Below are 12,636 nucleotides of genomic sequence, written 5' to 3'. Positions count from 1 at the left end.
GCGTGCGGCCGCCGCGGTGGTGGTGTCGGCGGTGCTGCTGGGTACGGCGCTGGCGGGCTGCGGCGGCCCCGACCGCCCCGGCCCATCGGAGGACACCCCCGGCGGCGGCCGGCTGTCCGCCTTCTACGGCCAGGAGATCTCCTGGTCCGACTGCGGCGACGGCTTCGAGTGCGGCACCTTCGAGGTCCCGCTCGACTACTCCGACCCCGGCGGCGCCCGGCTGGACATCGCGGTGCGCCGCCTGCCCGCCGCCTCGGGCGATCCCCAGGGCTCCCTGGTCGTGAACCCGGGCGGGCCGGGCGGCTCGGGCTTCGACTACGCCGGCGCGGCGCCCCGCGCCATCAGCGCCGAGGTCCGCGACCGCTTCGACGTGGTCGGCTTCGACCCGCGCGGGGTCGGCCGCAGCGCGCCGATCACCTGCCTGGACCCCTCGGGCATGGACGACTACCTCGGCGTCGACTACCTCAGCCGCGACGGCGACTCCGACCCCGCCGAACTCACCGACTCCGGGGTGGCCGAACTCGTCGCCGTCAACCGCGGGTTCGTCGCCGGCTGCCGCGACCGCGCCGGCGACCTGATGGGCCACATGGGCACCGCCGCCGTCGCCCGCGACATGGACGTCCTGCGCTCCGCCCTGGGCGACGACCGCCTGACCTACCTCGGCAAGTCCTACGGCACCTACCTCGGCGCCCACTACGCCGACCGGTTCCCCGACCGCGTGCGGGCGCTGGTCCTCGACGGCGCCATGGACCCCTCCCTGGACGTGGTCGACCTCGGCATGCAGCAGGCCGAGGGCTCCGAGACCGCGCTGCGCGCGTTCGCCGCCCACTGCCTGGACCTCCCCGACTGCCCGCTGGGCGGTCGCGGCGACTCCGTCGACGACGCCGTCGAGCGCGTCGAGGACCTGCTCGCCACCGCCGGGCGCAGCCCCCTGCGCAACGACCTCGGCGACGGCCTGGAGGCCCGCCGCTCGTGGCTGGAGCTGGGCGTGCTCTCGGCGCTCTACAGCGAGTCCTACTGGCCTCGGCTGAGCACCGCCCTGGCCGACGCCTTCGACGGCGACGGCACCGCGCTCCTGCGGCTGGCCGGCGACCTCTACAACCGCGACGACCCCGACCACTACGCCAACTACACCTCGGCGCTGGTGGCGGTGAACTGCTCCGACCGCCCCGCCCCGCGCGACGTCGACGCCTACACCGAGGCCGCCGCCTCCGCCGAGGACGCCGCGCCGGTCTTCGGCGCCGGCCTCACCTGGGGCGCCCTCACCTGCGCCTACTGGCCCCGCGACGCCGTGGCCGACCCCGAGCCGCTGGACGCCCCCGGGGCCGCGCCCATCCTGGTGGTGGGCACCACGCGCGACAACGCCACCCCCCACGCCTGGGCCGAGGCGTTGGCCGACGACCTCGACTCCGGCGTCCTGCTCACCCGCGAGGGCGACGGCCACACCGCCTACCTCCAAGGCAACCCCTGCGTCGACTCCGCCGTCGACACCTACCTCCTCCACGCCGAGCCGCCTGAGCACGGCACCGTCTGCCCCGAATAACCCGTGCCCGCACCGGCCTGCGGCCCACGAATCCGTGTACCGCCCCGCCGCCGGAACACGTTAGACTGGGCACGCCCCGCTGGTCGGGGCAGTGCCGCCTTAGCTCAGTCGGTAGAGCGATTCACTCGTAATGAATAGGTCGTCGGTTCGATTCCGACAGGCGGCTCAGCGCAAACGCCGCCCCCGACGGGGGCGGCGTTTTGCATGGGGGGCCAATGCGGTGGCCGACGATCCTTGGGGCGGGTCCGGCCCGTGGTGTGTCCGCCGGGCTCGGCGGGGCTGATGTGGGCCGACGTGGGTACAGGCCCGGTATGAGCCTGCTGATGATGCTGCTGGCCCTGCTGGGCGCGGTGGCCGTGCTGGGGCTGGGGACCTGGGTGACCGCTCGGCTGCGGGGCTCGGCCGCCGCGGTCGAGGAGGGCGGGGCCGCCGCGCCGGCCGTGGAGGCCGGGGCCGTGCCGCCTCCGGGCGGCTACACCCTGCTGGAGGAGCCGGGTGCGCCGGCGGTGCCGCTGTCGGCGGATGCGCTGGAGCGGGTGCGCGCGCTGCTCGCCGAGGGGCGCGGCAACGAGGCGGTCGGCGCGGTGCGCGACGCCACCGGCGCCGACGAGGAGGGCGCCGAGCGGATCGTGCGGCGGATCCGTGCCACCGGCCGCCCGTGAGGGCCGCCCGCGACGGTGAGGGCCGACCGCGACCGCCGCGACACGCCGTCCGCAGCGGTAATTGAATTCATTTCACCGAAAAAATTTCACCTCCCCTGTCCGTTTTTGTGGTGACGTGGGAGTAGCTTCGGGCATCTTCATCGCAAACCGGAATTTCCCCGGGTCGGTGCGCCGTTGAAACGGCGGGATTGTGCGCTGACGTGCACGAAAGCGCGTTTCAGCGGAGTTGATCAAGATGCCTGCTGGGTACGGCAGACGGTGGATTGCTCCGCCGGTGATCATCCTGTAATCTCGCTGTACCGGGCTGGAGGAGCACGCGATTCACGACTCCTCGGCCGCGCGCAGCGCCCCAGGCGCCCGCCCGCTCGCCCGGACCCACCTCAGGAAACGCGGGATTTTCCCGCCGGTGTTTTCGCCTTCTCAAGTACGAATGAGCTACGTTCCTTCGTCGCTCTTCTGCCCGAGAACGAAAAAACCCCGGCCTTGGTGCTGGCACACCAGAGCCGGGGAGTGAACCGTTCAACACGAATGCCCGGAAAAGGATACATGTCAAACACGTTCGACAACCAGGATAACATTCCCGCTCAGTCCGAGGGAACCCGAACCGCGCACCGGAATGCCGCCGACCCCGCCGACGGCGCTGGTCACGGCCCCGGCGCCGCGGATTCCGGGCGGGGCCGCTCCTACCATTTCTTCGGCTCCGGCCCCAACGCGCCCGTCTACGTCTGCCGCGACGGCGAGCACCCGCAGTGGCTGCTGACCGTCGCCGACACCGCCTGCGCGCTGAACGTCTCCGTGCGCACGGTGCGCGAGCTGATCGCCGACGGCGACCTCGCCTCGGTGAAGATCCGGCGCAACCGCCGCATCGAATGGCGCGCCCTCCAGTCCTACATCGAGCGCCAGGCGCGCGCGGCCGCCGCCGCCCACCCGGCCGACGAACGGGCGTGATGGGCATGACGACGATGACCGAGGTGCTGATCGCCGCCGCCCCGGCGGCGGCCTACCTGCTCATCCTGCACCGCATGCGCGTCGACTCCGCCGTGGCGGTCGAACGCCGCCGCCAGGACGAGTTGGGCGCGCTGCGCGCGGCGATCGACCGACTCGACCGCCCGCGCGGCGGCGGCCGCGGCAGCGAGCGCTGACCGCTCACCCAGTTCCGGCGGCCGTCCGGTCCCCCTCCGGGCGGCCGCCGCCTGTGCCGTTCCCGGTCAGGGGCGGTGGAGCACCTCTCGCAGCCCGGGGAACGCCGCCAGGTAGCCCTCCAGCAGGGTGCGCGCGGTCCCTACCGACCCCACCAGCGGGTGGGTGGCGAACGCCCGCAGCGCCCGCGCCCGCGACCCCGTGCGCACCGCCGCCAGCACGTCGCGCTCCACCCCCTTCACCGTCTGGACCAGGCCGAGCTGGTGGCCGCTCAGCGGCGCCACCGTCAGCGGCCGCGCGCCGTTGGCGTCGACCACGCAGGGCACCTCGACCACCGCGTCGTCGTCCAGGCCGGCGAGCGCGCCCCGGTTGCGCACGTCCAGCACCAGCCGCGCGGTTTCGTCCAGCGCCACCGCGCGCATCACCGCCAGCGCGACCTCCTCGTAGCCGCCGCCCGCCAGGTCCTCCTCGGCCCGCTGCAAGCCGCCCGCCGTCCGCCGGTTGTCGGCCATGTAGCCCCGCTCGCGCTCCAGCCGCGCCCGCTCCCACAGCTCCAGCGCCGCCTCCGGCCGCTCGGCCGCCTCCCGGTAGAACCCGCGCTGCTGCTCTGCCAGCTCCTCGCCGCGCGTGCGACCGCGCTCCGCGCCGGCCGCCGCCTCCGCCGCCGCCTCGCGCGCCCAGTAGTAGTAGTGCAGGTACTCGTTGGGCAGCGCGCCCAGCGCGCGCAGCCACTCCGCGCCGAACAGCCGCCCCTCCTCGAACGACTCCAGCGCGGCGGTGTCGGCCAGCAGGTCGGGCAGCAGGTCGCGCCCGCCGCTGCGCAGCCCGCGCAGCCACCCCAGGTGGTTGAGGCCCGCGTAGTCCAGTTCGACCCGGGCGGGGTCGAGCCCCAGCGCGCGGGCCGCCCGCCGGCCCAGGCCAACCGGGGAGTCGCAGATGCCGATGACGCGGTCGCCCAGCACCGCCGACATCGCCTCGGTGACCAGCCCGGCCGGGTTGGTGAAGTTGACGACCCACGCGTCGGGCGCCCGCTCGGCGACGGTGCGGGCGATGCGCTCGGCCACCGGCACGGTGCGCAGCCCGTAGCTGATCCCGCCCGCCCCGACCGTCTCCTGCCCGAGCACCCCGGCGGCCAGCGCCACGCGCTCGTCGCTGACGCGGCCCGCCATCGCCCCCACCCGCACGGCCGAGAAGACGACCCCGCTGCCCTCGACCGCCCGGCCCAGGTCGGTCTCGACGCGCACCGCCAGCGGCGGCTCGCCGTGCGCGGCGCGGTGCGCGTCGCGCTGGCGCTCCAGCACCGCGCCGATACCGCGCAGCCGGTGCCCGTCGGTGTCGTGCAGCACCACCTCGGTCACCACGGCGCCGCCCCGCAGGGTGTCGGCCAGCAGCGCGCGGTGCACCAGGGGCACCCGGAACCCGCCGCCGCCCAGAATCGCCAGCCGCACCTTCGTGTCTCCTTTCCGCCGGTGGCGCCGTCATGATCACCGTAGTGTGCCCACGGGTGCGGGCGGCGCGGGTGTGCCAGGAGGGTCCGACTTGCGTAACCTGCACACCTGGACACAGGTACCGGGGCCGGCGATTGCGGGGATGACCATGGCGGTGGACGCGCACACACCCGTGGACGGGCAGGCGGGCGGCGAGGCGGGCCGGGCCCGCCGGGCGGGCACGGCGCACCGGCCGGGCAAGCCGCACCCCTCGGGGAAGGCCAGCGGCAAGCTGGAGTCGACGCCGCTGGTGGGCAAGCCCCACGACGTCCTCGCCGGCAACCGCGAGGCCGACGACCCCGCGATCGACCTCGCGCTCAGCGGCACGGTCTTCTTCGACATCGTGCTCACCGGCCTGGCCGCGCCGCCCGCCTCGGGCACCGAGGTCGGCGCCGAGGGCATGGGCTCCTGCCCGGGCGGGGTGGCCAACCTCGCGGTGGCGGCCTCGCGGCTGGGCCTGCGCACGGCGGTCGCCGCCGCCTTCGGCGAGGACGTCTACGGCGACTTCGTGTGGGAGACCCTGGAGACCCAGGAGCGGGTGGACCTGTCGGCGTCGCGGCGCATCCCGCACTGGCACTCGCCGTTCACCGTCTCCCTGGCCTACCGGGGCGACCGCAGCATGGTGACCCACGAGCACCCCTCGCCGGTGCCGCAGGAGGAGATGGCATGCGCGCTGCCCCGGGCGCGCGCGGCCTTCGTCAGCCTGGACGAGGACCACGGGGTGCCGGCGTGGGCGCGGGAGCAGGCCGAGCACGGGGCGCGGATCTTCGCCGACGTCGGCTGGGACGACAGCGGGGCCTGGAGCGGTTCGGTGCTGGAGCAACTGCGGCACTGCCACGCGTTCATGCCCAACGCGATCGAGGCGATGTCCTACACCCGCACCGGCAGCCCCGCCTCGGCGCTGTCGGCGCTGGCGGAGTACGTGCCGGTGGCGGTGGTCACCGACGGCCCGCGCGGCGCGCTCGCGGTGGACCAGTGCACGGGGGAGTCGGCCGAGGTCGAGGGGCTGGTGCTGGAGGCCATCGACACCACCGGCGCCGGCGACGTGTTCGGCGCGGCGTTCATCGTCGGCACGCTGGCGAACTGGCCGCTGGAACGGCGGCTGCGCTTCGCCAACCTGGCGGCGGCGCTGTCGCTCCAGCACACCGGCGGTTCGCTGTCGGCGCCGGGCTGGGCCGACATCGCCGCCTGGTGGGGCAGCGTCCACGCCGGTCGCGGCGAGGCCGACCGGCGGCTGGCGCGCGACTACGGGTTCCTGGCCGACCTGGTGCCGCTGCCGTGGCTGCCCACCGACCGCCGCCGCGCCAGCGCCACCATCGGCCTGCGCAACTAGCCGCCGGCGCCGCCGGCTGCCCGCGCGGCCGGCCGCCGGCGGGTGCCCGGCCGGGAGTCAGCGGGCCGCGCCGCGGCGGCGCTGCCACCAGCCCCACGCGGCGGTGACGACGAAGAGGACGGCCGCCAGCACGGTCAGCCAGATGAGGCCCCGGACGACCGCGCCCAGGATCGCCAGGACGAGCCAGATCGCCAGCAGGATGAGGACCAGGCGGAGCACGGCGGACTCCTTCACCACTCGGGGTACGGACCCCGCATCCGCTACCCCGCGCCCCGCCGCGCATGCGGAAGACGCCCGCCACCTGGGCGTTGGCGGCTTTCCGCGTCGCCGCCGGGGCACGCGCCCGGCGGGGGTTCCGGGCGGGCGCGGCGGCGGGCCGGTGGGCGGGTCAGTCGGTGTGGGAGTAGGGCCAGGTGCCGTCCACGACCGTGCCGTGGCCGGGGCGGCGTCTGTCGAGCCACTCCTGGCGGTCGCGCGCGTAGGCCGCGGCCCACTCGACCTGGCGCTGGTGCAGCACGGGCAGGTCCAACGCGGCGATCTCGGGGCGGCGGGCGCCGATCTCGCACGCCAGGGCCAGGCACGCCGAGGCGTCGCCGTGGGCGGTGTGGGCGTCGTGGAGGTCGACCCCGTAGAACTCGCACATGGCCGAGAGGTTGCGCGGCCCCCGGCGGTAGGGGTCGGCGCCGCGGTCGATGACCAGGGGGTCGATGATCGGCGCCGGCGCGGCGCCGCTGAGCCGCTCGGTCAGCGGCGGGAGGTCGTGCCGCTGGAGTTCGCCCGCCAGGACCCGGAGGTCGAAGGGGGCGTTGAAGATGACGAGCCCGCGCTGGGCGAGCAGGTGGGTGCAGACGGCCTCGGCGATCTCCTCCAGCGCTTTGACGGCGGGCATGCCCTCGGCGCGGGCGCGTTCGTTGGTGATGCCGTGGACGGCGATGGCGTCGTCGGGGATGCGGCGGTCGCCGGGGTCGACCAGCCAGGTGCGCGCGGTGCCGGAGGAGTCGACCATGGCGGCCGAGACGAGGAACGCCTCGCGGGGGTCGCGGGAGGAGGTCTCGCAGTCGAAGCCGGCGAGGGCGCCGGTGTGCCAGCCGAGGTGGTCGGCGCGCGGAGGGGGAGTGGGGCGCGGCTCGTGCTCGGCGCAGTAGGTGCGCCACCGGCCGTCCTGCTTGAGGACGACCCCGGCCTCGGCCTCGACGGAGGCGCCGCAGTTGGTACAGGTGCCCGGGTAGCGGTTGCGCATGGTGTCCCCCTGCTTTCTACGAGTCCCGGTCATGCTAGCGGCGGGCACTGACGATCCCGCGCAGCTCAGGGGATTCCCGCACGCCGGAGGGGGTGGCGGCGGGTCGCCGCGCCGGGCGCGGGAGAGGCGGAGGCGCGGGGGAGGGGAAGGGGAAGGGGCGGGGACGGCGGCGCGGGGGCGGTGCGCGCTGTGCGGGGGGCGTGTGGGGAGCGCGTGAGGGGTGAAAACGCAGGTCAGGGGTTCGGCGGAGCGGGCGGGGCGGAGGACGGCGACATGAGCCCCCGTCACGTGGGTAGACACCCGTAACGCGCGGTTCCTCCCGGTGGATTCGCGCATGGAGCACCCGGAACCCGAACGTCGCGGCCGAGCGGACGCGAACGCAGAGAAGGGGAGACCATGAGCCTGGATGAAGCGGGACGCCAACTGGAGGCCGCCATCCACGACGCCCGCGTGTCGTTCGACTGCATCGCCCTGGGCGAGCTGGAACGGGCGCACACCAACGCCATCACCGCCCGCGCGGCGGTGGACGCCGCCGAGTACGCGATCCGCGTCGAGGTCGAGCGCCTCAGGCAGGAGGGGGAGAGCCCGGTCGCCACCGACGACGTCACCCCGGGGCCGGTCGAGGCGCCCTCACCGGAGGGCCAGGTCGAGTAGGGGCGGCACGCGGGGAACGGGACGGCGGGCGCGGGGCACCGCCCCACCGCCCGGGACCAGCCGGGTCTAGCTGAGGCCGCCCGAGACCGTTGAGATCGCCGAGACCGCCCGAGGCGGACGGCGCCGGAGCGGCGCCGCCGCCGACATCTGTACCCCGGTATCCCTGTATCCCGAGGGTGGCGCACCCGGGCGGGGAGGCCGTCCGCGCCGGTGCCGCGCTGGGGCGGTTCGCGCGCGAGGGGCCGCCTGCGGCGGTCGTTGGCGGCGGGCCGTCTGCGAAGGGGGTCGTCGCGAGTTCATCGCGGGGCGTGTCCGCGCCGAGAGGGGCGGGCGCGCCCCGCGCGTGCGTGGCGGCGTCGGCGCTGCCAGGTGGTGGTCGGCGGGGTGCCGTCGGCGGCCGCCGCCCAGCAGCACCGGGCGGAGGGGAGCCGCTCAGGCCGAGGCCGCCGGGCCTCCCGCCGCCGCCCGCAGGGCGTCGTCGACCGCCTCGATCGCCCGGAGGACGGCCGCCATCCGCTTGCCCTCGGCCTGGTAGGCGTTCATCACCTGGTCGAGGGCGTGCGGCGGAAGGTGGTCGCGCAGGTCCACGCGTGCGGTGCGGTACCCCTGGCGGGCGCCCTCCAGAGTGGACGCCACATGCTGCCGCGCCAGCCGCGAGAGCGCGACCGGGTGTCGGCGCAGAACGCCGTGCAGCCGGTAGTCGGCGGGCACCTGGTCGAACAGCCACACGGTGGCGGTCTGCTCGAACGACTCCGAGCCCGGCGGATGCACGCTCTCCGGCCAATCCGGAGATAACTGCTGGTCAGGCATGCAATCCAGCATACCCGACAGTAGTACAAACGTTCGATGGGGCGAAGGTCTGAATCGTCCCCAGTCGCTCCCCGGGCTCTCGGTCGGCGCGGCGGCGAAGCGGGTTCGCGGGCGAGGGCGCGTGGGTGTCAGCGGCCGCTGACGCGGACGAGCAGCGCGGGTTCGCTCCCGGTGTTGACCACCCGGTACCGGCCGGTCGAGCCGAGCACGCGGGTGCGGCCGGACTCCAGGTCGCGGGCCGGTGCCGATGCCGCCGCGCGGCCGCCCGGCGCCTCCACGCGCACCCGGCCGCGCGCGATCCGCAGGGCGGACCCGTGCCGCGCGCCCCGGGCGGGCAGGTCGGCGGCGGCCCCCGGCGCCAGGACGAGCGAGGTCACCCGCATCGGCCCGGTCGCCCCGCGCCGCGCCGGACGCGGCCCCGGCTGCCAGCGCCCGTGCCGCTGCGGCCACAGCGCGTGCCGCTCCAGCGCGTCGGCCGCCGCTCGCGCGGCGGAGACCAGGCGCCCGACCGTGGGCGCGGGGCGGGTGCGCAGGTGGGGGTAGGGCGACGCCTCCCCGGCCGAGACGATGTCGCCGATGCCATCGGGCGACGGCGCGGCGGGGGCGGGCCGCGCGGCCGGGGACGCGGGCGCCGGGGTCGGCGCGGGGTCGGTGACGGGCAGGCTGGGCACCATCGGCACCACGACCGTGAGAGCGGTGCGGTCGAGGGCGCGTGAGGAGCGGCCGAGCGTGCTCGTCGCGGCGGCGGTCGCGGTGGCGGTCGCGGTGGAGGTGGCCGTGGTGCTCGCGGCGGCGGTCGCGGTGGCGGCGTCGTAGGACATGAGTCGAGGTCCTTCAGGCTGGGCGGCGCCGGACACGCGGGAACCGGCGGCGCGGAGTCGGAGAAGGGCCGACCGGCTCGGGTCCGCGCATCAGCGCGTCGGCACCGGCCACCGTGAAGCAGAGCGCACAAAGCGGGGCGGCCGGAGGCAGACGACGCGGCGGCGCGGAAGCCGGGGACCCGGAAAAAAGGAAGCGGGACGCGGTGCACGCGCCCACGCCCCGAGGGCGCGGCGCCTAGCGCACCGCTGGGATCAGCGGCAGTCGCGGCAGCGCGGACAGCAACACAGGCACGGCGCACCGACCACACGGCGAGCGCCGACGGCGCTGCGAGCCATGGTGGATCGAACCGAAAGGGTGCGCGGATGCATGCGTCACAGCAGATCAGCCCCGCCGCCCCATGTCAAGCCAACCCCTCCGCCCGAGACCGCCCTCACCCACCCGCCCGTTGCAGGCACCGGTCCGGCGCTGCCACCCGATCGTCGTGGCACCGGGTGGGAGTGGAGGTCGAGGGCCTCGGTCGGTGCCCGGAATACAGGGATCTGTCCGGACCAAATTTCGGCAAACGCGTTGCGATACCGAGGGTTTCGGTGATGGCATAAGAAACCGCCAGGGACCAAAACCGCGCGCTGAACACAGGTCTGAGCGGGCGTCTGCCGATGAGGATCGCGCCGGAGGTGATCGTTGGGGGGCGGGGGCCACAGCCGGCCCGGGTCAACCGGGGCATCCTCCGCCGCGCCCGGCGCCCGGGTGGTGCGGTTCGCCGTCCGGGGCGCCGTCGCGGCCGCCTTGGGGGTGATGGCGGCGGGCTTCCTCGACTGGCGGGCCGGCGTGCTCGTGGCGGGCTTGACCCTGCTGACCTATGTGCTGCTGGACACCGTCCCCCGCGCCGACGGCGCCCGCTCCCTGCGGTCGCTGCGCGGCGCCGGCTACCGCCTGCTGCGCGACGGCCCCCACCGCTACCTGGCGGTCGGCCCCGGCGGCGTCTACCTCGTCTTCGCGCGGCTCGACCCCGTGTCGCCGAGCCGCCGCATCGGGGGAGTCCCCGCCGAGCGGGTCGCCGAACGCGCCGCCGCCCACGCCGCCCGCCAGGAGCGCGTCCTGGGCACCGAGGTGGTCCCGGTGGTCCTGGTCACCGGCCGCCTGCCGGAGCCGGTGGTGCGGCTGGGCCGCGTGCTGGTGGCGCGCCCGCGCGACGCCGTGCGGCACATCCTGGGCAGACCCGAGGCCCTGGACGACGCCGACGTCCGAAGACTCGTGGAGCGCCACCGCTCCTGACCCCGCACCCGGCCCTGGCGCCGGGCCGGCCCCGCCGCCCGGCCCGCGTTCCCGCACCGCCCCCGGGCGAAGGACGTCCGACCATCCCGCTATCGGGCGCCCGACCCCGGCCCGGCCGCCGGACGGCTCCCCCGACCGCCGCGCGGACACGTGTTTCGGCGGAACACCGCCATCGGCGGGGCGGGCGCGCGACCATGGGGACATGACCGATCGGGAGCTGGTGGCCGCACTCCGTGCGCGCGCCGACGGCGCCTGCGCACGGCTCTTCGACGCCTACGGCCGCGACGTCCACGCCGAGTGCCTGCGGCTGCTCGGCGACGCCGAGGCCGCCCAGGCGGCGCTGCGCGACACGCTGGTGGTCGCCGCCGCCCACGCCGACCGGCTCGCCGACCCCGACCTGCTGCGCGAGTGGCTGCTGGCCATCGCCCGCGCCGAGTGCCGCCGGGTGCCCACGGCCCACGGCCCTGCCCCCGCCGACGCCCCCGCCTCCGGCGGCAAGGCGCTCTCCGGCCGCAACGAAAACCTCGGACACCCCGGCCGTCCCGGCCGGCCGGTGCACAGCGGATCCGCCCCGACCCGCACCGCTCCCGTGCCCCCCGTGCCCCCGGCCTCCCTGCGGGTCCGCGTCCTCAGCGCCGTCACCGGCCCCGGGACCGACGGCTACCGCCGGCATGTCGCGGCGCGCGCCGCCGACCTCGACCGCCACGGGTTCCCCCGCCGGCACGCCTGCTCCGGCCCGCGCGGGGCGCTGCGCCAACTCGCGCCCGCCCTGGCCGTGACCCTGGCGGTCCTGCTCCTGATCGGCCTCGTCCACCTGACCGGGGCCGACCTGTCCCGGCGCGGCACCGACCAGCCGCCCGCGCAGCCGCTCGTCTACTGAGCCGCGACGGCCCCGAGGCGGTACCCAACCGAGCGCCCACCGGGCCGCCCGAGGCGGCGTCGAGCTGCGACACGCCCGAGGCCACCCGGCTGACGGCGCCGGCGCGCGCGGCTTCGCGCCGTGCCCCCTCCCGCGTGCCGGAGGCGCTCGGCCGTCGTGCCGCTCGCCCCCGTCGCCCGCGTCGTCGGGGTCCGCTACTCGTCCACCTTGATGTGCGAGGTGTCGCCGTGGACCCCGGCCTCCTCGGCGCGCTTCACCGAGGCGATGACCTCCTGCTCGGCGTCGTGGCGGCCCACCCAGGTGGCGCCCTCCACGGACTTGCCGGGCTCCAGGTCCTTGTAGACGGTGAAGAAGTGCTCGATCTCCAGCCGCTCGAACTCGTTGACGTGGTGAATGTCACGCAGGTGCTCCATGCGCGGGTCGGTCGCCGGCACGCACAGCAGCTTGTCGTCGCCCCCCGCCTCGTCGCGCATGCGGAACATGCCGATGGCGCGGCACCGGATGAGGCACCCCGGGAACGTCGGGTGCTTCAGCAGGACGAGCGCGTCGAGCGGGTCGCCGTCGTCGCCGAGCGTGCCCTCGATGAACCCGTAGTCCGCCGGGTAGCTCGTCGACGTGAACAGCATCCGGTCGAGACGGATCCGCCCTGTTTCGTGATCCATCTCATATTTATTACGCTCGCCCTTGGGGATCTCGATGGTGACGTCGAATTCCATGCTGATCTCGGCTTCCTCTACGGCTAGTGTCGCTACATCAGTCTCAAAGGTCGTCGCATGCCAATGGAAGGCAG

At 75.5% G+C, this 12,636-nt stretch carries 14 protein-coding genes and 1 tRNA gene; 9 read left to right on the top strand and 6 right to left on the bottom strand.

What is annotated here, in order from left to right; all coding sequences use genetic code 11:
- Positions 1-16 precede the first annotated feature (16 nt).
- The 5 genes from LG943_RS04410 (at position 17) to LG943_RS04390 (ending at position 3,347) form a co-directional block, all read left to right on the top strand.
- Complete coding sequence (locus LG943_RS04410; RefSeq protein ID WP_408648545.1) at positions 17-1,543, top strand: alpha/beta hydrolase; 1,527 nt, start codon at positions 17-19, stop codon at positions 1,541-1,543.
- A 93-nt stretch (positions 1,544-1,636) separates the two neighbouring features.
- Positions 1,637-1,709: transfer RNA gene (locus LG943_RS04405), tRNA-Thr, on the top strand.
- Positions 1,710-1,854: 145 nt separating this feature from the next.
- The gene (locus LG943_RS04400; RefSeq protein ID WP_270070862.1) at positions 1,855-2,205 is read left to right on the top strand and encodes a hypothetical protein; all 351 of its coding nucleotides are present in this window, start codon (positions 1,855-1,857) and stop codon (positions 2,203-2,205) included.
- A gap of 546 nt (positions 2,206-2,751) precedes the next feature.
- Entirely contained in the window at positions 2,752-3,153 is a 402-nt protein-coding gene (locus LG943_RS04395) for a helix-turn-helix domain-containing protein (RefSeq protein WP_270070861.1), read from the top strand.
- A gap of 5 nt (positions 3,154-3,158) precedes the next feature.
- Entirely contained in the window at positions 3,159-3,347 is a 189-nt protein-coding gene (locus LG943_RS04390; RefSeq protein WP_270070860.1) for a hypothetical protein, read from the top strand.
- Between the two features lie 66 nt (positions 3,348-3,413).
- Here LG943_RS04390 and LG943_RS04385 read toward each other — a convergent pair whose 3' ends face one another.
- The gene (locus LG943_RS04385) at positions 3,414-4,793 is read right to left on the bottom strand and encodes a 6-phospho-beta-glucosidase (protein WP_270070859.1); all 1,380 of its coding nucleotides are present in this window, start codon (positions 4,791-4,793) and stop codon (positions 3,414-3,416) included.
- A 91-nt stretch (positions 4,794-4,884) separates the two neighbouring features.
- On the opposite strand from LG943_RS04385, the gene LG943_RS04380 reads away from it, so the two are divergent.
- Positions 4,885-6,165, top strand: coding sequence for a carbohydrate kinase family protein (locus LG943_RS04380; RefSeq protein ID WP_270070858.1), 1,281 nt, complete (start codon positions 4,885-4,887; stop codon positions 6,163-6,165).
- Positions 6,166-6,222: 57 nt separating this feature from the next.
- Here LG943_RS04380 and LG943_RS04375 read toward each other — a convergent pair whose 3' ends face one another.
- Positions 6,223-6,384 (bottom strand): hypothetical protein, encoded by a 162-nt coding sequence (locus LG943_RS04375; RefSeq protein WP_270070857.1) that lies wholly within the window; start codon positions 6,382-6,384, stop codon positions 6,223-6,225.
- 169 nt (positions 6,385-6,553) lie between these two features.
- Complete coding sequence (locus LG943_RS04370; RefSeq protein ID WP_270070856.1) at positions 6,554-7,405, bottom strand: exonuclease domain-containing protein; 852 nt, start codon at positions 7,403-7,405, stop codon at positions 6,554-6,556.
- Between the two features lie 396 nt (positions 7,406-7,801).
- On the opposite strand from LG943_RS04370, the gene LG943_RS04365 reads away from it, so the two are divergent.
- Positions 7,802-8,059, top strand: coding sequence for a hypothetical protein (locus LG943_RS04365; RefSeq protein ID WP_270070855.1), 258 nt, complete (start codon positions 7,802-7,804; stop codon positions 8,057-8,059).
- A 432-nt stretch (positions 8,060-8,491) separates the two neighbouring features.
- Here LG943_RS04365 and LG943_RS04360 read toward each other — a convergent pair whose 3' ends face one another.
- Together LG943_RS04360 and LG943_RS04355 are read right to left on the bottom strand one after the other, a co-directional pair.
- Complete coding sequence (locus LG943_RS04360) at positions 8,492-8,881, bottom strand: hypothetical protein (protein ID WP_270070854.1); 390 nt, start codon at positions 8,879-8,881, stop codon at positions 8,492-8,494.
- Positions 8,882-8,997: 116 nt separating this feature from the next.
- Positions 8,998-9,690: a hypothetical protein gene (locus tag LG943_RS04355; protein WP_270070853.1), complete on the bottom strand. Its 693-nt coding sequence runs from the start codon at positions 9,688-9,690 to the stop codon at positions 8,998-9,000.
- A 751-nt stretch (positions 9,691-10,441) separates the two neighbouring features.
- Between LG943_RS04355 and LG943_RS04350 the strand changes: the two genes are divergently transcribed.
- Both LG943_RS04350 and LG943_RS04345 read left to right on the top strand, forming a co-directional pair.
- On the top strand, positions 10,442-10,966 hold the full coding sequence (locus tag LG943_RS04350) for a hypothetical protein (protein ID WP_270070852.1): 525 nt from the start codon (positions 10,442-10,444) through the stop codon (positions 10,964-10,966).
- Positions 10,967-11,168: 202 nt separating this feature from the next.
- A complete protein-coding gene (locus tag LG943_RS04345; RefSeq protein ID WP_270070851.1) occupies positions 11,169-11,846 on the top strand; it encodes an RNA polymerase sigma factor in 678 nt (225 codons plus the stop codon).
- Positions 11,847-12,040: 194 nt separating this feature from the next.
- On the opposite strand, the gene LG943_RS04340 is transcribed toward LG943_RS04345, so the two are convergent.
- On the bottom strand, positions 12,041-12,562 hold the full coding sequence (locus LG943_RS04340) for an inorganic diphosphatase (RefSeq protein WP_270070850.1): 522 nt from the start codon (positions 12,560-12,562) through the stop codon (positions 12,041-12,043).
- Positions 12,563-12,636 lie beyond the last annotated feature (74 nt).

Origin of the sequence: Streptomonospora mangrovi, assembly GCF_027604915.1 — a bacterium.
In the GTDB taxonomy this organism is placed as follows: domain Bacteria; phylum Actinomycetota; class Actinomycetes; order Streptosporangiales; family Streptosporangiaceae; genus Streptomonospora; species Streptomonospora mangrovi.
The sequence above is the reverse complement of the archived record's forward strand: the minus strand, read 5'-3'. Positions and strand labels throughout refer to the sequence as shown.

Bases quoted from the DNA above. Each gene is read 5' to 3' on its own strand.
- LG943_RS04400 (WP_270070862.1), top strand. From the start codon at position 1,855: ATGAGCCTGCTGATGATGCTGCTGGCCCTGCTGGGCGCGGTGGCCGTG.
- LG943_RS04395 (WP_270070861.1), top strand. From the start codon at position 2,752: ATGTCAAACACGTTCGACAACCAGGATAACATTCCCGCTCAGTCCGAG.
- LG943_RS04390 (WP_270070860.1), top strand. From the start codon at position 3,159: ATGACGACGATGACCGAGGTGCTGATCGCCGCCGCCCCGGCGGCGGCC.
- LG943_RS04370 (WP_270070856.1), bottom strand. From the start codon at position 7,405: ATGCGCAACCGCTACCCGGGCACCTGTACCAACTGCGGCGCCTCCGTC.
- LG943_RS04365 (WP_270070855.1), top strand. From the start codon at position 7,802: ATGAGCCTGGATGAAGCGGGACGCCAACTGGAGGCCGCCATCCACGAC.
- LG943_RS04360 (WP_270070854.1), bottom strand. From the start codon at position 8,881: ATGCTGGATTGCATGCCTGACCAGCAGTTATCTCCGGATTGGCCGGAG.
- LG943_RS04355 (WP_270070853.1), bottom strand. From the start codon at position 9,690: ATGTCCTACGACGCCGCCACCGCGACCGCCGCCGCGAGCACCACGGCC.
- LG943_RS04345 (WP_270070851.1), top strand. From the start codon at position 11,169: ATGACCGATCGGGAGCTGGTGGCCGCACTCCGTGCGCGCGCCGACGGC.
- LG943_RS04340 (WP_270070850.1), bottom strand. From the start codon at position 12,562: ATGGAATTCGACGTCACCATCGAGATCCCCAAGGGCGAGCGTAATAAA.